The sequence below is a fragment of the Shewanella sp. A32 genome (genome assembly GCF_029167175.1).
In the GTDB taxonomy this organism is placed as follows: Bacteria; Pseudomonadota; Gammaproteobacteria; order Enterobacterales; family Shewanellaceae; genus Shewanella; species Shewanella yunxiaonensis.
Map to the genome: position 1 here is coordinate 20,078 of NZ_JARFTS010000027.1, position 26,591 is coordinate 46,668.

Sequence of the window (26,591 nt, forward strand, 5' to 3'; positions counted from 1 at the left end):
GATGCCTTTCATTTGCATGGAGCGAAACTATGGGGTCATTGTCGAAACTAAACGCTCGCAATTTTAGCACACCACTTCTTTTGGGGATGTTGATAATAGCTGGCGGGTATCTTACGGGATGTGCCAGCCATTCGGCACCCCAGGCAGTTAAACAGGAACCTCAAAGACAAGATCTTTTCGACGATCAAACGCGGCTGGTCGCGCGACCGAAAGCTCCTCCTCAAAGTGAACAGGAAGCATTAGATAAAGCCCTGAAGGAGGAACAAACAGGGCGTTTGGATAAAGCGCTCTATTTATATATTCAGGCGCTGGATTTCAATCCGACCAATGCAAAAACTTTCTACAAGATTGCTAAAATTCATACATTGCGAGGTAATGAAGATATTGCCCTTCGCGCTTTTAATGAGGCATTACAGTTAGATCCAGATTTTATATTGGCTCATGCAGAGCTAGGAATTATTGAAATGGATCAACATGAATATGCCCAAGCGCGTATTCATTTGGAAAAAGCCATCGAATTAGATCAGCGCCGATTAAAAGAAAACAAAGGCAGCACGATATCCCAACCGGCCAACTTTCCACTGGATCAACAATCGCCACTGCGGGTTTACAATGCATTAGGTGTATTGAATGACTTACAAGATCGCCATCAGTTGGCCAGAGACTATTTCCATCTGGCGCTCGATTATCAGCCACATTCAGCAGCTCTTGCGACTAACTTAGGCTATTCCTACTACCTTAGTGGCGATTTGCAACAGGCTGAGAGCTACTTAAAACGAGCAATTCAAGATGATGCAAGTTTCGCCCGCGCTTGGTCTAATCTTGGGCTGATATATATTAGAAAACACCAAGATGATTTGGCGTTGTCGATGTTTGAACAAACCATGAATAAAGCTGACGCATTAAATGATCTTGGCTATTTTCTAATGCTGGAGGGACAATATGACAAGGCAATTAGCATATTCAAGCAAGCAATAGATGCATCTCCTAGCTATTTTGAAAAAGCGCAAAAAAATTTAAAACGTGCACAAGCGGAGTTGTTACATAGCGAAGCTCAACATTTACAGAACTATGGCAGTAATTAATCCGAAAACTTGCATAGCCTGAGGTTAAATTCAGTCATTTTTCGCGTGGGGAAACTCCTCTGTTACCTATCTTTGCCCTAAATACTGTTTGCTCTCGGAATTATTCGATAAAACTAGCTTGGTCGACGATTGTACTAGGGTTGGCGTGTTATTTTTTTTAAAGAATACAATATAGTAAAAAATTGCGTGGATATTCTATCGACAGGGGAAAATGCAGTAATTATGCGAAAAATTGCAATCGTGTTAATGGGGCTTATCAGCTTTAGCGCATCTGTGCGTGCTGAAACAGTATTTGAATATGGCGCTGGAGTCGTTGCTGTTAGTTTGCCCGCTTATCCGGGGTCTAAAGATCAGGATTCGTATGTCTTACCTTTGCCATATTTTTATTATAAAGATGACCACATCAAGGTTGACCGAGAAGGGTTGGTAGGCAATTTATTTCAATCCAACCGTTGGAAATTGGAAGCCTCATTCTCAGGTGCTATTCCGGTTAACAGCGATAAGTCTTCAGTACGCACAGGCATGCCTGATCTGGGATGGACGCTAGAAGCAGGACCACGGTTGTTGTTTTATATTACTGAGCCCGAAAAACGCAAAGGATATCTCCGGGCCCAACTCTTTGGTAGAAAGGCCTTTGCTACGGATTTTAGTTATTTGGACCAGATAGGTTATCGTGCAGGCTTCGGGTTGGAGTCAGAGCAAGTTATCTCAACTTGGAATGACAAAACGCTCTTTTGGAGCAATCGCCTCACGTTTAACTGGGCGAACGCTGAGTATCTGAATTATTTTTATGGCGTTTCTGATCAGTACGCGACTAGTGACAGACCAGCATACCGTAGCCATGCGGGTTATGCAGTGACCGAATTTTCGTCAGGTATAGCGGTTAAATTTGACCACATGATGCTAGCGGCATTTGCGCGATATGATAACTTCTCCGGCTCAAGTGCAACTGACAGTCCGCTGTTACAAACAAACTCAAATTTCACCGTGGGTCTTGGCCTTATCTGGATTATCGGTAGTAACAAAAGTTAGCAATTTTTCAGCAGGACATTAATAAAGGCAAAGTCCTCACTTGTTAACGGGGGCTGGGTTCATCGGCGTTTTCCTAATGCCACAGCATTACCTACGGAATGGGAAAGCGCTCTGATGTCTCATGGCTTGAATCTGTCTTTTAAGTGACCTTTTCGGTAAAATTAATGCCTGAGTCACCCATTTACTGCAGCAGGGATTGTTATGTTCCCGGTCGATACCCACACTCATACCGTCGCTTCCACCCACGCCTACAGTACCGTACATGATTATCTGGCGGTTGCTAAACAGCGTGGCATCCAATTGTTTGCGCTGACGGATCATGGCCCGGCGATGGCCGATGCTCCTCATTTCTGGCATTTTGTAAATCTTCGAGTGTTACCCCGGGTAGTCGACGGTGTTGCAATTTTGCGTGGCATTGAAGCCAATATCAGCAATGAACGGGGGGATATTGACTACTTCGGTGATTATCTGGCCGAACTGGATCTGGTGCAGGCAGGTTTTCATGAACCGGTGTTTCCGCCCACTGATGTGGCTAACCATACTGAAGCGCTGCTGGCATGCATTCAAAGCGGCAAGGTGGACATCATTACGCATCCGGGAAATCCACGTTATCCCATCGAACAGGACATTATTGTTAAAACGGCCGCTAAATATAATGTGGCGTTGGAAATCAATAATTCCTCGTTTGTTTCCTCACGAAAGGGGAGTGAGCCGACCTGTTTATCTATTGCTAAATTGGCAGTTAAATATGATGCGCAGTTGGTGATGGGATCAGATTCCCATATTGCATTTACGCTGGGTCAGTTTGACCAAGCGTTAAGCATTATTGATGAAGCGGGTTATACCCATGAGCGTTTATTAAATTACGCTCCTAAGACGTTACTATCGTTTTTGAAGGGTAGGGGGCATCGTACCGTAGATGATCTGCTGGATTACTTTAATTCCAATAGCTGACGCAGTAGAACTGCGCAACTTTTGAGGTCGTTATGCTGAATCATAGCCAGATGCAGCAATTACAGGCGATTGCTATCGCAGCAGGCAACGCGATAATGTCAGTCTATCGCACACAAGACTTTAATGTGGAACTGAAGGCTGACCAAACGCCTGTCACCCAAGCGGATCTTCTTAGCCATCAAGTCATTAACCGTAACCTCCAACGGTATTTCCCGCAATGGCCTGTGTTGTCTGAGGAATCTGTTGTTGCATGGGAACAACGTAAGGAATGGCAACAATTTTGGTTAGTTGACCCACTGGATGGCACTAAGGAATTTATCAAACGAAATGGTGAATTCACGGTCAATATTGCGCTTATTGATAAGGGTGAAGCCGTTGCTGGTGTGGTCTATGTGCCTGTGACTGGTGAATGTTATTGCGGCTGCAAAGGTCTTGGCAGTTGGAAAATCATCAAAGATCAAGTATCGTCGCTCACCGCCAGTGCGCCTTCGCGCCGTAATACGCCGGTAATAGTAAGTAGCCGCTCACATGTAACGCCCGGACTGCAAGACTTTTTAGCAACTCTCCAGAATTTTGAATTGCTTGAAGTGGGGAGTTCGCTCAAGTTATGTCTGCTGGCAGCGGGGCAGGCCGACCTATATCCTCGATTGGGTGATACCAGTTGGTGGGATATCGCCGCAGGGCAAGCGGTGTTGGAACATGCAGGTGGTAAACTACTGCGTTACGACGGTGGTGAGCCTTTACGATATAACCAAACCGCACAATTGACCAATCCCTGGTTTATTGCCTGCAGTGCAGATTGGTTGTTAGATTCAGAAGTAATGTCCGGGGAGACAGAATGATCAGATTTGGGATTGATTTAGGTGGCACTAAGATTGAGCTGGTGGCTTTGGATGAAGCCGGAAAAGAGCTCCATCGGCAACGCGTGGTCACGCCTAAAAATTACCCCGGAACACTTGATGCTATTTGCAGTTTGGTGACTGATGCTGAACGTCAGTTAGGCCATGAGGGCACTGTAGGTGTGGGGATCCCCGGCGTCGTGTCTCCGTTTACCGGAGAAGTCAAAAACGGTAATTCAGTATGGCTGCATGGTCATCCGCTGGATAAAGATTTGGGGCTGCGGCTTGATCGTCAGGTCCGTGTCGCAAACGACGCAAATTGTTTTGCAGTTTCGGAAGCGGTTGATGGTGCCGGTGCCGGTAAGCGCATGGTATTCGGCGTGATTCTTGGAACGGGTGTTGGTGGCGGCATCGCCGTGGATGGAAAAGTCCATGCCGGTGGTAATGGCATTGCCGGCGAATGGGGCCATATTCCGTTACCCTGGATGCGCCCAGAGGAATTTCGCTCCGCTAAGTGCTTCTGTGGCAACTATGACTGTACTGAATGTTATATCTCCGGTACGGGCTTTCTGAGAGATTACAATCAAGCCACGCATGGCAACGTGGTTTCTGGTAACGACGTGATGCAGTTGGTCGCACGGGGCGACGAGCAGGCCAATGCTGCTTTTGAACGCTTTCTTGACCGTCTGGCGCGCTCGTTGGCATCGATGATCAATATTCTCGATCCTGACGTCATTGTCTTAGGCGGTGGAATGTCCAATGTGGATGCCATTTATACGCGTTTACCCGCCTTGCTCAAACCTTATGTATTAGGTGGCGAATGTGAAACTCCCGTGGTGAAAAACCTGCATGGTAGTTCTTCCGGCGTCCGCGGTGCGGCCTGGTTATGGCCGTTATAGTCATTTTATGAAGATTAGTTCACTGGCCGGGACAAAGCCTTGCCAGTACACTGATCCAAGATTAATACCCTAGATGTGAATACCCATGTTTCTGATTAAAAACCTGATATCTCAACTCTTCATGCCAATACCTCTGGCCGTGATTTTGCTGTTATTGGCATTGTGGTTCTGGCGTCGCAAGCCAAAACTTGCCAAGGGGTTAGTGTTGGTGTCGATGACCTGGCTGTTATTACTCAGCAGTAGTTTTGGCAGTTACTGGTTACTCTGGCCCTTAGAACAACAATACGCTGTAAGGACCGATACACCTAAACATGCCAGTGTCGTGATGGTGCTTGGTTCTGGGCATGATGATGCAATTGTGGGAGAAGCTCGCCATAAGCTTTCCACCACCGCATTGGCAAGACTGACTGAAGGTGTTGCTCAGGTGAAGAAGGCTAACAGTCCTGATTGTCTACTGGTCGTGAGTGGCTGGACCGGCGGCATAAATTCAACCTCTCATGCACAGCAAATGCATGATGCTGCAGTGGATATGGGCGCAAATGCTGAAAGGATCCTCGAACTGTCTGATGCGCGCGACACCATAGAAGAAGCGCTGGCATTGAGAAAAGCTTTTGGTGCATCGGCGACCGATATGGGAGAGGATGCCGTGGGGGGCCGTCAACTGGTGTTGGTGACGTCTGCAGCGCATATGCCGCGTGCCATGAAGATTTTTAAGATGGCAGGAATGGACCCAGTCGCTGCACCTACTGACTTTCTGGCACGGCGTGATCACTGGTGGCGCTTTAGCACTGAGAATCTGAATAAGTCTGCAAAGGCGATCCACGAATATTTAGGTATGACCTGGTTAAGCATTCGTATTATGTTAGGTATGTGAACTCCGCTAGAGGCCCATTCCTAATAAAATGAATAATGATGTAATTGAGGTTCGCACGTTAAGCAAGCGTAATGCTGTGACGCTAACCTTGCTGGGAAGTATCAGCCTATTCACTGGGTTATGTTTATTTATTGTCTGGCGCGAGCTGTTTGTCCCCGCATTGATTTTTTTCTCCTGTGGGGCGGTTGCGCTGGTGCTGGGAATTGCCAAGCGCATAGAGCCAGAAATTGTGTTGCGGCTGGCCCCCGAGGGACTCACCTTTTATCACCGCCGAGGCCAGCTGACAGTCGCTTGGGATAATGTTCAGCGTTTTGATTTATTGCGGATCCAGCATGGCATCGATTGGCTGACATTGCCTTATCTGGGGATCAAGCTGAAAGCCGTGAATCCGCTACTGGATGTTATTTCTCCTCGGTTAGCCACTGGCTTATTGGCAGAACAGCGCTCATTGGTGATGACCGCAGTAGCGAATGATGAAGATTTGCAAAGCCTGGAACACTATCTGTCAGCTGAGTTTGAGCCGTTGGTGGTGAATGGTGATCGATACCGCGGCTTATTGGCGATGTTTGGTCGCCGCTGCTTGATGTTGGACAAATATCTTGGTTTTCACCTGTATATCCCTACCGAATTCCTGCCGATGGCACCACAACAACTGCTGAAGGAATTAAAGGAATATAAAGTCCAGCAGGTCTTCAATAGTGACAGTCCCAAATAAGTCCTAATTTGTTTCTTTGGCGATTATACTGCGGGTTCTGGATGCTGTTTACTTGCGGCCTACCTTAGCAATCACTATTCACCTGAAGCGCTTTTTACGAGTTTCGAAAAATCAATACAGCTTATTGATAGTGGGGATCCAGGACTTGGGGTGTTTATGCTTACCTCTCCGCTATATTATGGTGTTCGCGATAACCCAATATTTAACGAAATTACCAATAAATTTTTGAATGAGGCATATCGTCGTTACAATCCCGATATTGTTCCTACCCTTCTAAAATATTTAGTTTGATTACGACCGAAGTAAAAAGACAGGTTAAGTAAATCGGGATTTAATCCTCTATCCCTCATTGCCAATTTATTCATGCTTTCTGCAAAGAGACCAGTAACGTACTGTTCCTTTCGCTGAATGTCGATAAGTAGCGTGGATGTCATTGCCGGACGACTAGCAGTACAGCACATGTAATAGTTCCCGAGGGGGGACTCTGCATTTGGAAACTCGCGGTTAAATACGTCTGAGCTTGAAGATACGTCATTTCGCCTTTTTTCAACTTGGTCTACAACAGCCAATTTCAAAGCAAAGGAACAATCACCTTGAGTGCCTTTAGTTGTTGATGTCATTACATTCTCAAAAAGTCTGAAAAGTGTAAACGTTATTTAGGACGAGTAACGGGCAAAAAAAAAGAGACCCTTGCGGGTCTCCTTTTGGGGGGAATATCTGGGGTCTTGCAGGAAGCCCAGAAGATTCCTTACTTGATTACGTGGAACTTCTCGATACCGAAGGACTTATCTTGAGCATGGCAAGTTGCACAAGACTCTATTGATATGTCATTAGGGTCGTCAATCTTGTCGCTGGCCATAATTGCACCATTTGAACTAAAGTGAGCCGCAGCAGATTCGCTGGTATGACAGCTACGGCATGATTCAGCTACTGGTGATACATAGTAAGTAGTATCTTTGCTATCAATTGTACCATCATTGTTAGTATCGAATGGCAATACAGCGATAGAGCGTTTACCTGATGTCAAACCACCATCAGCAGCGAAGAAGCTTGCACCGTCTTTGTGACAGGCAGAGCAATCGCCTTGAACGCCTGGGTAACCGGTTACAGTACCATCTTTAGCCAGTACGATACCTTCAGTTTCACCAAAGTGACCACTATGCATACGGTGAGCTACAGTTACCAAGTCACGGTTAGCGAAGACAACACCAGTAGGTACCAGATTGCCGTCAGCATCTACATAGCCATCAACATGTCTAGTGCTTGAACCTGCATGGGTATTGTTGTGACATTGCATACATTGATCAAAGGTATATACACCGTGTGAACCCTTTGCATAGTCTAGAGTGCTGTGGCAAGCATTACACTTGGATTCAGCTACAGTGATACGTGCTGGGTCATCAAAACGTGCAGTCACGGCAGTACCGCCATCAACATCAATGAACTTCACTGTAGAAGTCACGCCGATAGGATTGTCAGAACCGAACTGAGCATCCGCAGTGCCACAAGAAACCGCTGCACCATTATCAGCACAGAAACTATCTTCAGTACCAACATAGATAGTACCAGTGCCGATAGCAGCAGGAACTGTTACTGTTAATGTGCCTACACCGTCAGTGAAATCGAAAGCAGACAGTTTAGGAGTTGAAACACCTTTGTCTGACCATGCAGTTACTTCACCTGTAGAGTCAACAGTACCAATGATCAGGCTGTCTTTCATGAACATACCAGTAGGATTGTATGCACTATTGGTGATGACGTTACCGCTTTTATCTTTTGTGGTTATATTAGGATCGTAAGCTTTCAGTACTGAGGCATCAGTAACTGGAGTGCCATTGATAGAAACTTCAACGGTCAAAGTAACATCTGTTTTGCTGCTGTCAGTAGCATTCACGGCTGCTGTAGCCTTAGTAAAGTCTACAGTTACCAGTTTCGCATATTCAGCACGTTTACCAACATTGTGGGCAACTTCTGGAGAATAGTTACCACTGGAGTGGCAAGCTTTACACTGGGAGTCATCAGCTAGACCTATGCCTCCAAAATGGTTTTCGCCAGTAGCAAAGTTGATATTGGAGTGACAGCCGCCACACGCTGCACGTGTAGGTTCGGTCTTCCAAGTGGTTTTGCCTTCGTCGTTGCTGTGACAAACAGTACATTCAGTCAATGGAGCTGGATATTTGATATCAACCCATTCAGAGTCCTGTATGAAACCTAAATCACCCATGGTCAGGCCACTTGCAGCATCAACTACTCTTGTCGGAGCAATTTCTGCGCCGGCGTGAATGCGGTGGATCATCGCTGGCAGGTCAACTGTTCGGCCAAAGACCTTATCTTTTGGATCGGTATGTTCAGGACGAGAAGGGTTATGGCACAAAACACAGTTTTGCACACTTTGGTAACTGCCGTGTGCTTTGATATTCCAGATACCGCCAGTACTAGGGTTTTCACCGTGGCAACCTTTACAAGCGCTGTCGGATACAGTGTCTTTACCAGAAGCAACACCTGTTTCACCTGTCGCAGGAATATAAGTTAAAGTAGAGAGAATATTGTCAGTGATGTAAGCACCGTCAACACTGTTAGCGTCTTTCACATTGTATATACGAGTCACAATGCGATGAGGGGCATTCAGATCATCGTCAGCAGCCATAATGGGGGCTGCACCATCATAGGTCCATGTACCGGTATAGCTGCCTGGATTGGCAGGATCTTCAACTAAAGTACAAGCGTTTGATGAACCACTCAGACCATTGTCTGTACAATACATAGAAGAGCCAACGGGGTTCCAGTACAGCGCTGGACCATCATGGCTGGTGTTGGCCACTACGGCAGCAGCAAAAAGGCGGATTTTGTTAAGACCGGACAGCGGTTTGGTATCACCAAGTTGGTCTTTAGCGGTGGCGGTAAATTTAAGCATAAATGTACCGGCACCTGCCAATGTGCTCTCTTCTGGCTTAATCGTTAAAGTAACATCGCCAGCTTTGTAAGCGGCAGAAACAGCTGAACTAGCGTCTTTTCCATCTTGACCATTAGTACCATTAGTACCATTAGTACCGTCTACACCGTCTTTCCCATCGCTGCCATCAAATGTACAGGCAGAGAGCCCGAAAAGGCCCACCAGGAATAACGCGAGTAATGACTTGTTATGATTTTTCATCATTGCGTCCCTTGTTCATATATGTGTACTGCTATTTTGCAGTACCCATAAATATACCTATAACTAATGAGGTATTACGTTAGTACATGCACAATTTGTGAAATATGGGTTAAAAAAGCAAAATAGAAATTTCTAAAACTGAAATAAGTAATTTTAATTATAGAAATTTACAAATGAGGGTCTAAAAAATAAGAAAAACTAAGTGAATCAATGGCCAACTTTCCACTACAGCAAGGTACTGGCCATCTCGATCAAAGGTGTTTTAGGTGCCAAATTGTCGTTCGTCAGAAATAGCTCTGAAGCTCAGTAACTTGGAAATAACATCTAAAATTAGCTGGCGTTGCTCTGTGCTGTACCGTCTATAGTCGTCCGCTTTTTCAATCAATTGATAGCAAGGTAATGCCAGCGTTCTCTGCAATTTATTCACTTCACTTGCAGGTAACAATCGGCATTTAAGTTCGCTGATCCTTTCGGCTTGACACAATTCTGTCGCGGGTACAAATGCAATACTGTTCATTGTCAGCAGATGCGCATACCATTCTTCGAAATCTTCAACACAATCCATTTCTGGTGTGGGAATATTTTCCTGCTGGCAATAAAGTTCAAACGGATCAATACGTTCGTTAAAATTGCGGATGCACATGTACACGAAGGGGTAACGTGCTATCTGTTCCAAGGTGATATTCGGGGATTGCTGCCAAATCGGATGGTCTTTTCTGCAGACCAATCCAATTTCCTGGCACTCACCGATGTTGGTCAGTTGCAATTCCTGATTTTCAGGCAAATCCATACTGATCCCAAGATCGAGCTCTCCGCTGTGGATCAGATCAGCAGAGTCACTCTGCCATTTATACAAGCGCACTTTGCCGAGTTTGTCGGCCATGTCTTTCTGACCAAATATTTTGGATAGGGCACTCATCAAACCGTAACCCACGGCGATGTGCAGACAACCTTCAGCACGGCAATCTCGACTGCCGTTAGCCTGCAACTCCAGTTGGTAAACTGATTGGATGAAATCACATACGGGACGATACAGATTTTCTGCCAGCGGTGTTGCTTTCAGTTTCTGTTGGCGTCGATAAAACAGCTCGTCATCAAAGGCGAGGCGGAGAGAACTAAGGCAACGACTAATCTTGGGAGCTGAGACTGACAATTCCCTTGCCGTTATGTTCGCATGTCCGGTTTCGTAAATGGTTTTGAACACCATGAGTGTGAAAATGTCTAAATCACACAATTGCTTTAAAAGTCGGCTTGCCATAGAGATATCTACTCGAAAGCTGAAATCTAGTTAAAGTTAATTAACTTACGAAATATCATGTAATTCTAAACATAAGTTTTGAAAATAACTGTGATAACCCGCCTTATATGCGTATTTCAGCTTTTCATGTAATAAAATTGTGATCTATGTCATAAGCCTCGCCACGTGGTTAGACAAAATTACATTCAAATTTTGCTCAATTACTCAGATTGCAACTCAAGCCCTTCAAACAAATTGTTTTTATTAAGTTTATTTTCGCTATTAAGATCTTGCAGCAGGTTCATCTCTTCTTTGACTCGAACCCCAATAAATTGGCCACCTTCAAAAATTTCCATGGTTTTGCTTGCCACTTCCCCTTCCACAGTGCCAGAACTGGTAATGATGAGTCGTTCACACTGAAGTTTGCCTTTAAATATGCCGGATACCTTTAATTCTTGGCAGGCAAGTTGGCCATCAATCAAACCTTTAGGTTCAATGGTGACATTCTGCTCTGCGACCACTTTCCCAAAAATAGTGCCACCAATCAGGGCGTTGCCGATAAACTCGGTTTCTCCAGTGATGGTACATCCGGCGGCAATATAAGTAATTTCTGCGTTTTTTTTGCTTTTACCAAACATTATCGAACCTTTTATCGCAGTCAAAGTTAGCATGATGTTATCGGGAAATTATCCTTAGCAAAACCACAAAGATTTGACAGGCGACAGCAAAACAACTTTCGCTTTATTTGGTCATTGGATCAGGTATTAGGGATACTGATATTAATTGCGGATATTGGGCAGGCACTCACGCAGGCTCCACACCCGGTGCATTGTGAGATATTCACAAGGGGGTGCGGCATTTCGCCCACTTTGTGAGAAAAAGCGATTGCAGACTCGCCACAGAAGTCTTTACAGCTTTGGCAAGCGACGCCTTGGTATGTTAAGCAAGTTGGCTTGATACTGGCCACGATTTGCCATGGTGGAAGAATCGTGGACTCAAACACCGGTTCTGGGCAGACTTCGGCGCATTTCCCGCAGAATGTACATTCTGCCCGCTGAAAGTTAATGGCTGGGAATCCGCCATCACCGATGACCAGAACGCTTGTTTCACAGCTTTCTATGCACTTGTTACAGCGACTACAGTGATCGGTAAATTTTGTTTCTGGCACGCTCCAAGGCGGTCTTATTAGTGAGCCCGCTTTGGAACTGCCAGAAAATAAACGGCGACGGAAAGAGTCAACCATTAGGCATGGTATCCATTGGGATTTTTAGATTGCCAGTGCCAACTTGAATTCACCATATCTTGCAGCGTGTGTGTCGCTTTCCATCCCAGTTCCTGCAACGCATATGTAGGATCGGCATAGCAAGCGGCAATATCACCCGCTCTGCGTGGCGCTATCTGATAGGGAATTTTCTTACCACATGCCTTTTCAAAAGCACTCACCATATCGAGCACACTATAACCCTGACCGGTGCCCAGGTTATAGGTGACTAATCCTGGGGATGTTTGTAGCTTTTCCAGGGCTTTAACATGGCCAATGGCTAAATCCACAACATGAATATAGTCACGGACACCCGTTCCATCAGGAGTTGGATAATCATTGCCGAAAATGCTGAGCTTTTCTCTTTTGCCGATGGCGACTTGTGAAATGTAAGGCATCAGATTGTTAGGAATATCATTGGGATCTTCCCCTATAATGCCGCTTTCATGCGCACCTACTGGATTGAAATAACGTAACCGGGCGATATTCCATTGTGGGTTTGCGCGCTGAAAATCTGCCAGAATATTTTCCACCATGAGTTTGGACTGACCATAGGGGTTGGTCGCGCTGGTGGGAAAGTCTTCCGTGATCGGCAGACTGGCAGGATCGCCATAAACTGTAGCAGAAGAGCTGAATACCAGATTATGCACACCGGCTTCCTGCATGACTTCGCACAGAATTAAGGTGCCGCACACATTGTTTTGATAGTATTTCAACGGTTTTGCGACGGACTCTCCGACAGCTTTAAGACCAGCGAAGTGAATAACCGCATCAAATTTATGATCAGCGAATATTTTTTGCATCAAGGGTTTATTGAGAATATCGCCCTGATAAAACTGTACGGTTCTTCCAGTTAATTGCTCCACACGTAACAGCGATTCAGCCGATGAATTGCAAAGATTATCGACAACCACCGCATCCATGCCAGCGTTGAGCATTTCTACCAAAGTGTGGCTGCCTATGTAGCCAGCGCCACCGGTAACCAAAACGTTCATCAATCCAATCCTTTCACAAATTGCTTCAAATAACGGGTAAATTCGACGCCTAAATCACGATGGCGTACGGCATGTTCAACAATCGCCTGCATGTATCCTAATTTGTTACCGCAGTCATGGCTCTTACCCTTCATGTAGTAAGCGTTAACTTGCTGCTGTTGCATCAACATAGCGATGGCATCAGTTAACTGAATTTCTCCACCGGCCCCACTAGGTGTTTTGGCTAATAGTGGCCAGATTTCCGCTGGCAAGACGTAACGTCCTACCACGGCGAGGTTAGACGGTGCTTCATCAACGGCAGGTTTTTCAATCAGTTCTGCTAGCGGCGCTGAATCACCTGGGTGCAGCTTCTGACCGCTGACATCGGCAATACCATACTGATCGACTAATTCCTGTGGTACCCCTTCGACCATGATCTGCCCATTAGCTGTTTCACCGTAGAGATTAACCATAGCGGCTAGGTTATCTTGCTTAAGATCGCAACTGGCTTCATCGATGAGGACATCGGGCAGCAATACAGCAAAGGGATTATCACCGACCACAGGTTTAGCACATAAAATGGCATGTCCCAGTCCTTTGGCTTCTGCCTGACGGACACTGATGATGGTAACGTCTTTCGGGCAGATTGCCTGAACTTCATCCAGCAACTGACGTTTTACACGACGTTCCAGTTGGGCTTCCAACTCAAAGCTGGTGTCAAAGTGGTTCTCAATAGAATTTTTACTGGCATGTGTCACCAATACAATTTCTTTGATACCCGCGGCAATGGCTTCATTCACAACATATTGGATTAACGGGCGATCTACTACCGGCAACATCTCTTTAGGGATTGCTTTGGTTGCAGGTAACATACGGGTGCCAAGTCCGGCGACAGGGATAACGGCTTTACGAATAATGCTGGATTTCATTGGCTTCCATTTCCTTTATTTCTAGGCCATCTGAAAGCTTGTCATTGTAAACAAACAGCAAATAAATGCTATGTGAATCGTGAGGGCTTCATGACAGTTTTAACCTGCATGGCTAAGAGTTAACTGATTTATCCGATAAAAATTATAGGGGGTTAACAACGGGATCGTTATTTAGTAGCGGTGGTTATTTTCTCGGCAGTCACGTGCAAATCCATCTTTGAGTGTAAAGATGTCTTGCCACTTTGATCAGAACCCTCTAACGTTATAAACGAGTCTGTGTGGGTATCTGATAGATGCCGCAGCACCAACTAAAAGCCTTAAAAGATCATAAGGGAATGCCGTCATTATGCGTCTGGAAATCAGCTGTCAGGATCGAGTCGGTCTGGCGAAAGATATATTGATTGTGCTGGAAACGTACGGCATCAATCTGATGTCTATCGATGCCAGCAATAAAGGTTTTTTCTATCTGCAATTTGCCGATATTTCATTTGATGTGCTCAGCGCACTGATGCCGCAGATCCGCAAAATCGAAGCTGTCTACGATGTCAGAACGGTTGCCTTTATGCCTTCAGAGCAGGAGCACTATGCGCTGAAAACACTGCTGAAGACGCTGCCGGATGGTGTCTTTTCTCTCGATGCCAAAGGCCGAATACGTATTGCTAATGACGCTGCCCAGTTTATGTTGGGAATGCAGGTTCATGAAATTTTGGATGAACCTTTAAATCACTGGGTGCAAGGATTCAATTTTGGACGTTGGCTGGGTGAGCCGCAGTTATTGCCACAGTCAGCCAGAGTTCGTATTGGCACCAGTGAATATCTGGCCGAGATGTTACCTGTGATGCTACCGGATGACGAAGAAGGAGAAATTCGGGCCGGAGCCGTGGTGATGCTGAAAAGTCCGGCCAGGGTCGGTCAGCAGTTCAATGCACTGCAAAGTCAGAATAAAGGATTTGCCAATGTGCTGGCTGTGAGTGAGCGTATGCAGCAAGTGCTCAAACAAGCAGAACGCATGGCGCAACTTGATGCGCCGCTACTTATCACCGGGGAAACTGGAACCGGAAAAGAGATGATGGCCAGGGCTTGTCATGACGCCAGTATGCGTCGGGAAAAGCCCTTTGTTGCCATCAACTGTGCGGCGATCCCTGATAGTGCGGTTGAAGAAGAACTGTTCGGATATGCCAGTCAGGGCCAGCTGATAAAGCGTGGATTTTTTGAGGAAGCCCAGGGCGGCACCGTATTTCTGGATGAAGTAGCCGAGATGTCTTCTGCGGCGCAAGTAAAACTGTTGCGATTGTTGCAGGATGGCAGTTTTCGACGTGTCGGGGGCGAAGAGGATGTCCGACCGGATGTCAGAATTATTTGTTCGACCCAAGAGGATCTGCCTGCTCGCTGTCAGCAAGGACTGTTTCGAGATGATCTGTATCATCGGATCCATGTGCTGGCATTTCATCTACCAGCGTTACGGGAACGCAAAGTCGATATTTTGCCGTTGGCAGAGATGTTTTTGGCACATTACTGCGCTCAGTTATCTTGTCCGGTACGCCGGATATCCCCTAAATGTCGTAGCTTTATGCAGTCATACGCTTGGCCGGGAAATGTACGGCAGCTGAAAAATGCTATTTTCCGCGCGGTGTCTATGTGGGATGGGGCCGGTGAACTGTCAGTTGAACAGCTTAAACTGCCTAATCATGATGAAGCTCAAGGTTACGTCGATGCTCAGTTCGACGGGACGTTGGAGCAAGCGATGAAACAGTATGAGGCCAACTTGCTGCGTCGTCTTTATCCCGCTTATCCATCCACCCGGCAACTGGCCAAAAAGCTGGGAGTATCACATACCGCGATTGCTAATAAGTTGCGTGATTACGGCATCAATAAGGAATGAGCTGAAGCGATCAGGTGTTTTCTAGCAAAAATGCGACAAACGCTTGATCGGCCTGACTTAATGGTCGCTGTTTTTTCCAGGCAATATGCAGTTCCAGATACACTGGCGGTAAAAAAGGTAACGCCACGATGCCATCTTTGGGGGTGATCACCATTTCCAATACGGTAGTAATGGCATATCCCTGACTGACGACCTGCTTGATAAGATTGATCAGGTTGGTTTCAAATGCGATCTTCGGATGTAGCCCTAACTCTTCTGCTTGTTGAAGGATCCACTCACGGTGGTAATAGCCGCGTTTGAACATCACTAAATCATGGTCAAAGAATTGTGCCAAGGTAACACTGCTTTGCTCTGCTAATGGATGTTCTGGTGACGTGGCAACCACCATCTGTTCGTTGATCAGTACTTTCGAATCAAATTCAGGTTTCAGATCCTGTGCAGTGATGATCGCAATATCGACTTCCTGCTGATCAAGCATCCGCAATGCATCGCGGGTTCCACCCTCAAATAGCGACAGTTTCAGTCCAGGATATTTGTGCCGAAATGCCATCAGACGACTGGGGAGATAAAAAGAACCGAGCATGCCAGGCACGGCGACGCGTACTTCCCCCAATGACAATTGGGCCATCGAACGGATGTGGTTTTCGGCCTGTTGTACCTGTTTCAGAATTAACAGTGCATGTTGATGTAGCGTTTCGCCTTCAGCCGTTAATTTGAGGCCGCTTTCTTGCTTACGCTGACTTCGATCTACCAGCGTTACCCCCAATGACAGCTCCAGGCGTTTAATGCTTTGGCTCAGCGCTGGCTGTGCCATGTTAAGTTTCTCCGCCGCACGGGTGAAGCTGCCATAGCGGATAAGTGCTTCCAGATGTTTCAGCTGTTTGATGTCCATTGCCCGGCTTTATCAATAAAGGTAAGGATGGGTAGTGACTAGCATAACAAAAAACAATGAAAGTCATATTTTTTATCTATTATTGTTATGTTTTAGCGCGTGCTAATCTTAGTGCAGTTGATAAAAAGTTTGAGGTATGTCACATCATGGTAAGCGGCTCACTGGCACGCATGTCTCGGGATACCCGGCTGATCTGGGCGTTATGCGTAGCTTCAATTGGCATTTACATCAATTTGTACATGATGCAGGGGATGTTACCGCTGATCGCTGAACACTTTCATGTATCGACTGCCCGCTCTACCTTGGTGTTATCTGTCACCAGTTTTACGCTAGCGTTTTCGTTGCTTATCTATGCGGTAATCTCGGATCGTATTGGGCGCCACAAGCCGATTGTTTGGAGCCTGTGGGCATTGGCATTGTCCAATCTGTTGCTGATTTATGTGGATAGTTTTAATGGCCTGGTTGCTGTGCGCTTGTTGCAAGGTGTTTTATTGGCATCGTTACCGGCAATTGCAATGGCTTATTTCAAAGAGCAATTGCAGCCGCAGACCATGTTAAAAGCCGCCGCAGTCTATATCACGGCCAACAGTTTTGGGGGGATTGTCGGGCGGTTACTTGGTGGGGCGTTATCTCAGTATCTGGATTGGCAAAGTGCTATGTGGGTGCTGTTAGTCGTAAGCATGATTGGCGTGGCGATTACCCAATGGTTGCTGCCCAGTACTGACAGTGCCACCAAGCGAGAACATCGTGCTCGGCACTGGCAATTCAGCCAGGAAGGCCTCATCGATCTGCGCGGCTTCTGGCGGCATCTGCAAGACAGCCAAATGCGGCTGGCTTATATCATCGGTGGTGTGACCTTTATGATGATGGTGAACCAGTACAGTTTCATTCAATTGCGGTTGATGGATGAACCTTATGACTGGAGCCGGTTTCAGGCTACCTTGATATTTCTCTGCTATTCCAGCGGTACCATTGCCTCATATTTTACCGCGCGCTGGATTTCACGCCATGGGCAGTTACCGTTATTCAAGATCTCCTTGTTATTGATGCTATCCGGCACCTTACTGACACTGGTAGAAAATCAAATCACCATTTGTATTGGCTTTTTGCTCAGTAGCTGTGGCTTCTTTGTTACGCACAGTTGTTGTAACTCTTTTGTTGCGATGCGGGCAAATCGTCACCGAGCTAAGGCAACATCTCTGTATTTATGTTTTTACTATTTTGGCGCTGCGATGGGGGGGCCTTATCTGATGATGTTCTGGCATCATAATGCCTGGCAGGGCATTGTGGTGGGTTCATTACTGTTGATGGTGGTGATAACCATAGCGGTGTGGCGATTGGGCAGTGAGCAACGGCTGGCCGCCGCTGCATCACAACCTCAGCTAGTTAAAGCTCATCATTAATGAAATCTTTGCGTTCCAGTCCGTATTTGCGCATTTTGTCGTAGAGCGTTTTACGTGGCAATTCCAACTGTTCCATGGTGTTTTTAATTGAGCCCTTATTATGGTTAAGGGCATCTTCAATCAGTAGGCGTTCGAAAAACTCCACCCGCTGAGTGAGTGACATACCACTGTGGAGTGGGTCACCACTGCTCATGGCTCCAAAAGCTGCGTCTGCGCCAAGTAACACATAACGTTCCGCAAGATTACGCAGTTCGCGCACGTTACCTGGCCATTCATAAGTACTTAATCGGGCAACCTGTGACGCATCCAATGCAATGAGCTCTTTGTGATACCTGGCGGACGCTACTCTGGAAAAATGCAGAAATAACAACGAAATATCTTCTCTCCTGTCTCGCAGCGGCGGGATTTCAATGGTTACTAAATTCAACCGATAGAAGAGATCATGACGAAATTCCCCTTTGTCGCACAGGGCTTTTAGGTCCACTTTAGTTGCAGCGATAATGCGAATATCCAGATCGATACTTTTATTAGATCCTAGACGTACCACCTTACGATCTTCCAGAACCCGCAATAATTTAACCTGCAGTGACATTGGCGTGCTTTCGATTTCATCCAGAAATAAAGTGCCGCCGTTAGCATATTCAAACTTCCCAATGCGGGTCTTTTCCGCACCAGTAAACGCGCCGGCTTCGGCACCAAATAATTCACTCTCGATAATGGTTTCTGGAATAGCACCACAGTTAATGGCAACAAAATTAGCGGCACCTCTGGGGCTGTGGTCGTGCAGATAACGAGCGACAAGCTCTTTCCCTGTCCCCGTTTCGCCATGTACCAATATATCGGCGGGGGTATCCAGTACCTGATGGATGATGTGACGCATCTGGCGGATCCCAGGGCTATTACCGAGGATGCGGGGGCCCGGCAGACTCTGGGATTCCAGTTCCTGTTTCAGCTTACGGTTTTCTAATGTGAGTGCTCGTTTCTCCAATGCCCGTTTGACAACATCAAGAATGTGTTCGTTGTTAAACGGCTTTTCCAGGAAATCATAAGCGCCTTGTTTTACGGCACTGACTGCCATTGCTATATCACCAAAACCGGTAATTAAAATCACCGGAATATCGGCATCTCGCTGCTGGATCTGATGCATCACACTGATGCCATCCATCCCCGGCATATTGACGTCCGTGATGACAACGCCCATCCAGTTTCTATCAAGCAGTTTTAAAATGTCTTGAGGCTGGGTACTGGATTTGGCAGAAATACCCTCTAATTCAAATAATTGTGTTAACACTGTACCGATGTGAGGCTCATCATCCAAAACAAGCACAGTGATGTCTTCATTGCTCATGCGTGTTCCTCTGCAGGACATAATGGCAGCAAGATCTTAAATTCGGCACCGCCGCTAGCGGCATTGGCTACGGTGATACTGCCATTCATCGATTCCACAATCCTTCGGGAGATAGACAAGCCCAATCCTAGTCCTTGTCGTTGGCTGGTTGTGAAATACGGTTCAAATATCTTTTCCATTTGGCTTTCATTTACCCCGGGACCGGAATCGCGGATCTCAATACAAAGTTGGTCTCCGGCGCTGATAGTGATGTTTAGCCGCCGCTCTACAGATTGCTGCATCGCGGTGATGGCATTGCTGATTAGATTTACCAGCACCTGCTGTAATCTTACTTTATCACCAAAAAACCGTAATGGGGTGTCTGGTATTTGTATCTGCAATTCAACATGTTGCTTTTCAATTTCCGGAGTGACAATGGTCAATGCATCTTCGACGGTCGCACGAATATCGGTAAGCTTATCCTGACCTTTGTTTTTGCGGGTAAAACTTTTGAATTGCGAGACAATATCCGCCAGTCGGTCAGCCAGACTGATGATAGTGGTCAGATTTTCCTGCGCTTTATCCTGCATATTGCGGCTCAGCAAAATTTGGGTATTTTGCGCATAACTGCGTAACGCGGCTAACGGCTGGTTGATTTCATGATTAATGCTGGCAGAAAGGCTGCCTATAACCGTCAGTTTTGCGGCCTGAACTAGTTCGTCTTGTGTTTCCTGAAGCTTATCGTTGGCATCTTGTAACTCTTGTGTACGTTCCTGAACCCGATGTTCCAACAATTGTTGTGCTAACTGCATTCGCTGCATGTTTTTACGACGTTCAAGACTGAACAGTAATCCCAACGCCGCCAATAGATAAAGGCAAGCAGATAACATCAGTAGCGGCGGTAACGCGGAATATAATGGCTTTACCGGAGTCATGACATGCACATTCCAGCCAGCTTTGGTCATTTCACTGCGAGAATCAATATACTGAGCTTTACCATCATCGGTGGGAATTTGATAAATCGGTGCTGTTACCGAATGTTCAAAAGGCGAGTAGGGCGGCTTTACGGTGAGCGCCGTAATGATCCGGTTAGCATAACGGCGACTTTGATAGATTGCCTGACGACTATTCTCATCTAACGGAACCAGAGATTTGAGCCGCCAACTGTCCATGCTGGCAACAAAGATCACCTGATCGTCACCACTGATAGCGAGTTCATATTGTCCTGATTTTGCCAGGCCAGTGAGCTGTTCTTCGATATCAGCGATATCGACCTTGACCACAATTACTCCCAGGACTTCTCCCTTTTCCTGGATCGGATAGGAGAAATAAAAGCCGCGAGTATCAGAGGATGTTCCCACTGCATAGTAACTGCCCAGTCGGCCAGCCATTGCTTCGGTGTAGTAAGGACGAAAGGCGTAATTTTGCCCGATGAATGAGTAAGGTTTTTGCCAATTGCTGGCCGCCACGGCATCGCCGCTTTGGTTGAGTAGATAGATGTCCGAAGCTTCAGTGACGTGCTGAATTTCTTCAAAATAGCGATTGATATGTTTTATTTCGTTACTGTCATTACTGAGTTTCAATGCTTTAGCCAACAGCGGGTTGGTTGACAGTACATGGGGAATGCTTTCGTAGCGAATTAAGGCGCCATCAATGAAATTAATGACTTCTTCTAATTGCCGATTGGCCAATGGCAGTGCTCTGGAGAAGCCCTGTTCCAAATGATACCAATATGTCAGTTTTAACATCGCAATAAGCCCTGCGATCAGCAAGATACTGATCAGCAGGCGCTTACGCGGAGAGGATTGCGTTTGCATGTCGGGCCATTGCCTTGAATTACGGCGAGTCTGGCCTAGACTCGCCGATACTTCATGTTTTTTCAAGGGCTAAGGATTTCGCAGACTGTCAAGAAACTCTGGCAGTACCAGCGATATCTGCGGCACATAAGTGATTAACACGAGGAAGAACAGTAACAACAGCAGCCATGGCAGGCAGGCTTTGATGACCCAGCCGATACTTTTGTTGGTAATTCCCGACGTCACAAACAAGTTGAGTCCTACCGGTGGCGTTAACATACCGATTTCCATGTTAACCACCATGATAATGCCCAGGTGGATCGGGTCGATACCAAGTTTGACGGCAATAGGGAACAGAATTGGCGCCATGATCAGCAGAATCGCGGAGGGTTCCATAAAGTTACCTGCTGCTAATAACAGCAAGTTAACGATGATCAGGAAGCCCCATGCTGGTAGTCCCCAGCCTACAATTGCTTCAGCAATATGATGCGGAATGCGTTCGGTCGTCAGCACATGCGCGAACAACATCGCGTTACCGATGATAAACAGCAGCATAATGGACACTTTGGCCCCATCACGCACCACTGTGCGCACTTCCTTATCCGTCGGCGTTTTTATGATACCCAGTACTACATGCCACAGGTTGCGAAGAATCGCTGCCGGTAGTGCTTCACCTTTGTTGCGCCAAGCGACATTTTTCAATGGCCCGATATCTCGATAACCGAAGACTGCAACCAGATAGGCGTAGATACACGCTACCGCCGCCGCCTCAGTCGGACTGGCTACACCACCGTAAATCGAGCCAAGGACGATGACGATTAGCATCAGTCCACCCATTGCTTTGGCAAAAGAGATGGACAATTTGTTAAATCCCGGGAATGGCTGGGACGGCAGACCTTTGATACGGGCTGTAATATAGATGGCAACCATCAATAAACCACCCATCATCAGACCTGGGATCAAGCCCGCCATAAACATTCTGGCAGCAGAGACTTCAGTCGCGGCAGCGTACACCAGCATCACAATGGATGGTGGGATAAGGATCCCCAGTGTTCCCGAGGTGGTAATAACCCCAGCGGCGAATTTCTCCGGGTATCCGGCGCGAACCATCCCGACGATTACAATTGAACCAATGGCAGCTACGGTCGCGGGTGATGAACCTGATACCGCAGCAAATAACATACACGCCATGACGGATGCCATTGCCAGGCCGCCACGGATATGGCCGACACTATCCATCGCGAAATCGATAATGCGTCTGGCAACACCGCCGGTCGATAGAAAAGCCGAAGACAGGATAAAAAATGGAATTGCCAACAGGGTATAGTGTTCTGAAGTCGAGGCGTAAAGCTTTAGCGCCACGGAAGCTAGCGAATCATTGGAAAATAACAAAATGGTCAGCATGCTGGAGAAACCCAGCGCAATTGCGATCGGCATCCCGAGCAGCATACAGAGAAACAGTGTGATAAACAGCGTAGCAATTGTCATGGTTTCACCTGTGGATCTGAATGATTGTTGTCGTGGGTGTTACCGTTGTTGGAATTTTCATCCGCCAACTGCATGCTTTCTTTGGCTTCATCATGGAAGCTAAAGCCAATAGATTGGTTACGTACTACGGCAATGAAGAGTTCGACAAAGCGCCAGGTCAGCATTGAAAAGCCGAATAACAGAATGCTTTGTGACATCCATAATGGCACTCGGGGATCTTCCACATCTATGCGCCAGGTGTCCCAGATTTTGTCTGCATCAAGGTTTGCCATCCAGGCTTGCGGGAAAGAAATATCCTCCATTGGAACACCCGTCTCATACATCTGCTTCAGGTAATCCCAACTGCCGATCAGGAACAGACAGCAATACACCAGACAGATAATGACGGCTACCAATGCGGTATATTTGCGGCCTCTGCGGGGCAGTTTTTTCACAAAGGCGTCTACACCAATGTGCGCACCTACTTTGACGCCATAGGACATCCCAAATAGGACAAACCAGCCAGCTATGGTGAGTGTTAGTTCTTGCATCCACAGAAAACCAACGTTAAAGAAGAACCGGGCGACGACTTCCACGAAAACCAGAATGGTCATGGCGGAAATCAGCACATTAAGAAAGCCTTCTTCGAAATAAGCAAAGAATCGAGATAACATAATCCATCCCCAGTGGAAAAGGGGGGCTGTCGCCAGCCCCCAGACAACTTTACTGGTTGGCTGCTACCGCAGCGTCAATCACTTCTTTACCAATTTGATCTTCGAACTTGCCCCATACAGGCTTCATGGTATCAACCCAAGCCTGACGTTGCTCCGGCGTCAGCTCAACCACTTTTGATTCTTTTGAATCAATAATGGCCTGGCGATCTTCAGCGTTTTTGTCTGCGGCCATTTTGTTACCGTAGGCAATTGCTTCATCCATACACTCTTTGATTACTTTGCGTTTATCTGCAGGTAAGCTCTTCCAGAAGGTATCTGAAGTCACCACCATGTAGTCAAGCACCCCATGGTTACTTTCTGTAATGTATGACTGAACTTCGTAGAATTTCTTAGAGTAGATGTTAGACCAGGTGTTTTCCTGACCGTCGATTGCGCGAGTTTGCAGCAGCGTGAACACTTCAGAAAATGGCTTTTTAACAGCCATAGCGTTCAATGTTTCAAATTGTGCGGCTAACACATCAGATGCCATTACGCGGAATTTCTTACCTTCTGCATCCTTTGGTAACAGTAATGGTTCATTCGCAGAGAACTGCTTCATACCATTATGCAGATAACCAATACCGACAAGGCCTTTGCGCTTCATGGACCCCAGCAACTTCTGACCTTCTTCACTTTGCTGGAAACGCTCTACCGCATCCATATCTTTGAACAGGAACGGCAGATCGAACAGCTGCAGTTTTTTGGTATAACGTTCAAATTTAGAGAGGGATGGCGCAACAAACTGAACGTCGTTCAGTAGCAGTGCCGCTAATTCGTTATTGTCACCAAATAACTGTGAGTTAGGAAAAACACTCACGGTGTATTCCCCTGGTAAGCGCTTTTCCACTAACTCTTTAAACTTCAGTGCTGCCTGACCCTTAGGGGTATTTTCAGCTACTACGTGAGAAAACTTGATTTCTATCGGCTCAGCAGAAGCTAAGAAGCTGGTGGCCATCACTGAACCGACGATTGCCAGTTTTGCCAACGTCTTCAACGACTGAGACAACAGACTGATGTGCTTAGTACTTTTTATAGTCATCGTTTAATCCTTCTGATTTATATGTTTTCCAGATACGAGCCCCATAAAATCCGTATCTGTACCCGGGAAAACAGCTTTATTTCCCAATGGTTGCCCTGACTAAAGGCAAGTTGCGCGCCAATTTGTTAACTTTCCTGTAACTTATTGGTTCTTAAAGTGTAGATTGTTTGACGTATGTCACATGTAAAATATATATGTGTGAGAAATGGCTCACATTTAAATGGTCGATGGGTGGAATTCCACCCATTTAACTGCGCAATAGCAATGAGGTATCACCAAGATATCGCTACGGTTTGATCTTTCCCCTTTGTTGCCAGGGCTGGTAGAATAAGCGCTCTTTTTTCACTCGCCTGTGAACAGGCTCCTTATCAATAAGGTTTGTGTTCGATTATGACCACCAAGACGCGTTTTGCTCCTAGCCCAACCGGCTATTTACATGTGGGCGGTGCCCGTACAGCTCTTTATTCCTGGCTTCATGCACGGGCCAATAAGGGTGAGTTTGTACTGCGTATTGAGGATACGGATCTGGAGCGTTCAACCCAGGCAGCAGTGGATGCCATTCTTGAAGGTATGGAATGGCTTGGCCTGAATTGGGACGAAGGCCCTTATTACCAGACCAAGCGTTTTGACCGTTACAATGAAGTGATTGCAAAACTGCTGGAAGAGGGTAAAGCCTACAAGTGTTACTGCTCCAAAGAACGTTTGGAAACGCTACGTGAAGAGCAGGCCGCTAAAGGTGAACGTCAGAAATATGATGGCTGCTGTCGTGATGCCGCTCCGCGTGACACCGACGAGCCTTACGTAATCCGATTTAAAATGCCACAAGAAGGCAGCGTGGTGTTTGATGACCACGTGCGTGGCCGTATTGAAATTGCCAACGAAGAATTGGATGACTTGATCATCGCACGTAGTGATGGCACTCCAACCTATAACTTCTGTGTGGTAGTGGACGACTGGGATATGGGGATCACCTGTGTGATCCGTGGTGAAGACCATATCAACAATACACCGAAACAGATCAATATATTGAAAGCACTGGGCGCTCCTATTCCTGAGTACGCACATGTGTCCATGATCCTTGGTGATGATGGTGCCAAATTGTCAAAACGTCATGGTGCAGTCAGTGTGATGCAATATCGTGACGATGGCTATCTGCCGGAAGCATTGTTGAACTACCTGGTACGTTTGGGTTGGTCCCATGGCGATCAGGAGATCTTTTCTCTTGATGAGATGGTGCAGTACTTCAAGCTGGATGACATCAACAAAGCCGCATCTGCTTTCAATACCGAGAAACTGCAATGGCTGAACCAGCATTACATGAAGACGCTGGACTCTGAGTATGTTGCCGGTTTCTTGCAATGGCATATGCAGGATCAAAAGATTGATACCAGCAATGGTCCAGCATTGTCTGCTGTTGTGACTGCTTTGGCAGAACGTAGCAAAACATTGAAGGAGATGGCTGAGCATAGCCGCTACTTCTATGAAGACTTTGCTGAGTTTGAAGAAGTCGCTGCCAAAAAGCATCTACGTGGGGTGGCGCTGGAGCCATTAAAATTGGTGCAGCAGAAGCTAGCCGCTTTACCCGAATGGACTCAGGAAGCGGTGCATCAGGCCATTGAAGAAACCGCGACAGAACTCGATGTGGGTATGGGTAAAGTGGGTATGCCACTGCGTGTTGCCGTGACTGGTGTCGGCCAATCTCCATCCTTAGATATTACGCTGTTTCTTATCGGAAAAGCGCGCTGCGAGCAAAGAATCTCCAAAGCGGTTGAATTTGTAGCAGCCAGATTAAATTCCTAAAAAATGCGTTGACACATTTGGGTGTGCTGCATAGAATGCGCCTCGCACTTGGGACATGGGTGACAGTTCGCTGTAGCATGCTCAAATGTTTAAGAGATTAGGGGTTATAGCTCAGCTGGGAGAGCGCTTGCATGGCATGCAAGAGGTCTGCGGTTCGATCCCGCATAGCTCCACCAATTTCTTATTCAGGGTCCTTCGGGATGCCAATTTTACTGATACAGCCTTATATCGGTGGAATAAAGGAGTCAGCAGGTTTCATACCGCCTCAGGAAACAGAGTAAAGTTTCAGTCCAGGGTCCCCTTCGTCTAGAGGCCTAGG

The 26,591-nt window shown here is 46.6% G+C and carries 23 protein-coding genes and 1 tRNA gene; 11 read left to right on the forward strand and 13 right to left on the reverse strand.

The window, feature by feature from the left end; translation table 11 throughout:
* The first annotated feature begins 29 nt into the window (after nucleotides 1-29).
* From PY479_RS15505 to PY479_RS15535, 7 genes are all read left to right on the forward strand, one after another.
* Nucleotides 30-1,085 (forward strand): tetratricopeptide repeat protein, encoded by a 1,056-nt coding sequence (locus PY479_RS15505; protein WP_275484302.1) that lies wholly within the window; start codon nucleotides 30-32, stop codon nucleotides 1,083-1,085.
* A gap of 186 nt (nucleotides 1,086-1,271) precedes the next feature.
* Nucleotides 1,272-2,117 carry a MipA/OmpV family protein gene (locus PY479_RS15510; protein ID WP_275484303.1) on the forward strand — a complete coding sequence of 282 codons (846 nt, stop codon included), beginning with the start codon at nucleotides 1,272-1,274 and terminating at the stop codon, nucleotides 2,115-2,117.
* A 201-nt stretch (nucleotides 2,118-2,318) separates the two neighbouring features.
* Complete coding sequence (locus tag PY479_RS15515; protein ID WP_275484304.1) at nucleotides 2,319-3,071, forward strand: phosphatase; 753 nt, start codon at nucleotides 2,319-2,321, stop codon at nucleotides 3,069-3,071.
* A 32-nt stretch (nucleotides 3,072-3,103) separates the two neighbouring features.
* Entirely contained in the window at nucleotides 3,104-3,913 is an 810-nt protein-coding gene (cysQ, locus tag PY479_RS15520) for a 3'(2'),5'-bisphosphate nucleotidase CysQ (RefSeq protein WP_275484305.1), read from the forward strand.
* The gene (gene mak / locus PY479_RS15525; RefSeq protein ID WP_275484306.1) at nucleotides 3,910-4,809 is read left to right on the forward strand and encodes a fructokinase; all 900 of its coding nucleotides are present in this window, start codon (nucleotides 3,910-3,912) and stop codon (nucleotides 4,807-4,809) included. Before cysQ ends, mak begins: the two co-directional genes overlap by 4 nt.
* An 85-nt stretch (nucleotides 4,810-4,894) precedes the next feature.
* A complete protein-coding gene (locus tag PY479_RS15530; protein ID WP_212595964.1) occupies nucleotides 4,895-5,683 on the forward strand; it encodes a YdcF family protein in 789 nt (262 codons plus the stop codon).
* Between the two features lie 28 nt (nucleotides 5,684-5,711).
* On the forward strand, nucleotides 5,712-6,398 hold the full coding sequence (locus PY479_RS15535) for a DUF2982 domain-containing protein (RefSeq protein ID WP_275484307.1): 687 nt from the start codon (nucleotides 5,712-5,714) through the stop codon (nucleotides 6,396-6,398).
* 245 nt (nucleotides 6,399-6,643) lie between these two features.
* Here PY479_RS15535 and PY479_RS15540 read toward each other — a convergent pair whose 3' ends face one another.
* From PY479_RS15540 to galU, 7 genes are all read right to left on the reverse strand, one after another.
* Nucleotides 6,644-7,018, reverse strand: coding sequence for a hypothetical protein (locus PY479_RS15540; RefSeq protein WP_275484308.1), 375 nt, complete (start codon nucleotides 7,016-7,018; stop codon nucleotides 6,644-6,646).
* A 128-nt stretch (nucleotides 7,019-7,146) separates the two neighbouring features.
* Nucleotides 7,147-9,555, reverse strand: coding sequence for an OmcA/MtrC family decaheme c-type cytochrome (locus PY479_RS15545; protein WP_275484309.1), 2,409 nt, complete (start codon nucleotides 9,553-9,555; stop codon nucleotides 7,147-7,149).
* A gap of 259 nt (nucleotides 9,556-9,814) precedes the next feature.
* On the reverse strand, nucleotides 9,815-10,810 hold the full coding sequence (locus tag PY479_RS15550; protein ID WP_275484310.1) for a LysR family transcriptional regulator: 996 nt from the start codon (nucleotides 10,808-10,810) through the stop codon (nucleotides 9,815-9,817).
* A gap of 200 nt (nucleotides 10,811-11,010) precedes the next feature.
* Nucleotides 11,011-11,427 (reverse strand): polymer-forming cytoskeletal protein, encoded by a 417-nt coding sequence (locus tag PY479_RS15555; RefSeq protein ID WP_275484311.1) that lies wholly within the window; start codon nucleotides 11,425-11,427, stop codon nucleotides 11,011-11,013.
* Nucleotides 11,428-11,546: 119 nt separating this feature from the next.
* On the reverse strand, nucleotides 11,547-12,032 hold the full coding sequence (gene napF / locus PY479_RS15560; RefSeq protein WP_275484312.1) for a ferredoxin-type protein NapF: 486 nt from the start codon (nucleotides 12,030-12,032) through the stop codon (nucleotides 11,547-11,549).
* Nucleotides 12,032-13,045, reverse strand: a complete 1,014-nt coding sequence (gene galE, locus PY479_RS15565) for a UDP-glucose 4-epimerase GalE (RefSeq protein WP_212595971.1) — start codon at nucleotides 13,043-13,045, stop codon at nucleotides 12,032-12,034. Before galE ends, napF begins: the two co-directional genes overlap by 1 nt.
* A complete protein-coding gene (gene galU, locus PY479_RS15570; RefSeq protein ID WP_212595972.1) occupies nucleotides 13,045-13,953 on the reverse strand; it encodes a UTP--glucose-1-phosphate uridylyltransferase GalU in 909 nt (302 codons plus the stop codon). The genes galE and galU overlap by 1 nt, the downstream gene beginning before the upstream one ends.
* 346 nt (nucleotides 13,954-14,299) lie before the next feature.
* Between galU and tyrR the strand changes: the two genes are divergently transcribed.
* Complete coding sequence (gene tyrR / locus PY479_RS15575; protein WP_212595973.1) at nucleotides 14,300-15,835, forward strand: transcriptional regulator TyrR; 1,536 nt, start codon at nucleotides 14,300-14,302, stop codon at nucleotides 15,833-15,835.
* 10 nt (nucleotides 15,836-15,845) lie between these two features.
* Here tyrR and PY479_RS15580 read toward each other — a convergent pair whose 3' ends face one another.
* Entirely contained in the window at nucleotides 15,846-16,727 is an 882-nt protein-coding gene (locus tag PY479_RS15580; protein ID WP_275484313.1) for a LysR family transcriptional regulator, read from the reverse strand.
* A gap of 146 nt (nucleotides 16,728-16,873) precedes the next feature.
* Here PY479_RS15580 and PY479_RS15585 point away from each other — a divergent pair, with 146 nt between their 5' ends.
* Nucleotides 16,874-18,130: an MFS transporter gene (locus PY479_RS15585; RefSeq protein WP_275484314.1), complete on the forward strand. Its 1,257-nt coding sequence runs from the start codon at nucleotides 16,874-16,876 to the stop codon at nucleotides 18,128-18,130.
* Here the strand turns inward: PY479_RS15585 and PY479_RS15590 are convergent.
* From PY479_RS15590 to PY479_RS15610, 5 genes are all read right to left on the reverse strand, one after another.
* Nucleotides 18,114-19,478: a sigma-54 dependent transcriptional regulator gene (locus PY479_RS15590; protein WP_212595976.1), complete on the reverse strand. Its 1,365-nt coding sequence runs from the start codon at nucleotides 19,476-19,478 to the stop codon at nucleotides 18,114-18,116. The two genes, PY479_RS15585 and PY479_RS15590, sit on opposite strands and share 17 nt — an antisense overlap.
* Complete coding sequence (locus PY479_RS15595; RefSeq protein ID WP_212595977.1) at nucleotides 19,475-21,274, reverse strand: ATP-binding protein; 1,800 nt, start codon at nucleotides 21,272-21,274, stop codon at nucleotides 19,475-19,477. The genes PY479_RS15590 and PY479_RS15595 overlap by 4 nt, the downstream gene beginning before the upstream one ends.
* 69 nt (nucleotides 21,275-21,343) lie before the next feature.
* Nucleotides 21,344-22,741, reverse strand: coding sequence for a TRAP transporter large permease subunit (locus tag PY479_RS15600; protein ID WP_212595978.1), 1,398 nt, complete (start codon nucleotides 22,739-22,741; stop codon nucleotides 21,344-21,346).
* Nucleotides 22,738-23,394, reverse strand: a complete 657-nt coding sequence (locus PY479_RS15605) for a TRAP transporter small permease (protein ID WP_212595979.1) — start codon at nucleotides 23,392-23,394, stop codon at nucleotides 22,738-22,740. The genes PY479_RS15600 and PY479_RS15605 overlap by 4 nt, the downstream gene beginning before the upstream one ends.
* A 49-nt stretch (nucleotides 23,395-23,443) precedes the next feature.
* Nucleotides 23,444-24,472, reverse strand: coding sequence for a TRAP transporter substrate-binding protein (locus PY479_RS15610; protein ID WP_212595980.1), 1,029 nt, complete (start codon nucleotides 24,470-24,472; stop codon nucleotides 23,444-23,446).
* A gap of 390 nt (nucleotides 24,473-24,862) precedes the next feature.
* Here PY479_RS15610 and gltX point away from each other — a divergent pair, with 390 nt between their 5' ends.
* Nucleotides 24,863-26,272, forward strand: a complete 1,410-nt coding sequence (gene gltX, locus PY479_RS15615) for a glutamate--tRNA ligase (protein WP_212595981.1) — start codon at nucleotides 24,863-24,865, stop codon at nucleotides 26,270-26,272.
* Nucleotides 26,273-26,372: 100 nt separating this feature from the next.
* Nucleotides 26,373-26,448, forward strand: a tRNA-Ala gene (locus PY479_RS15620).
* Nucleotides 26,449-26,591 lie beyond the last annotated feature (143 nt).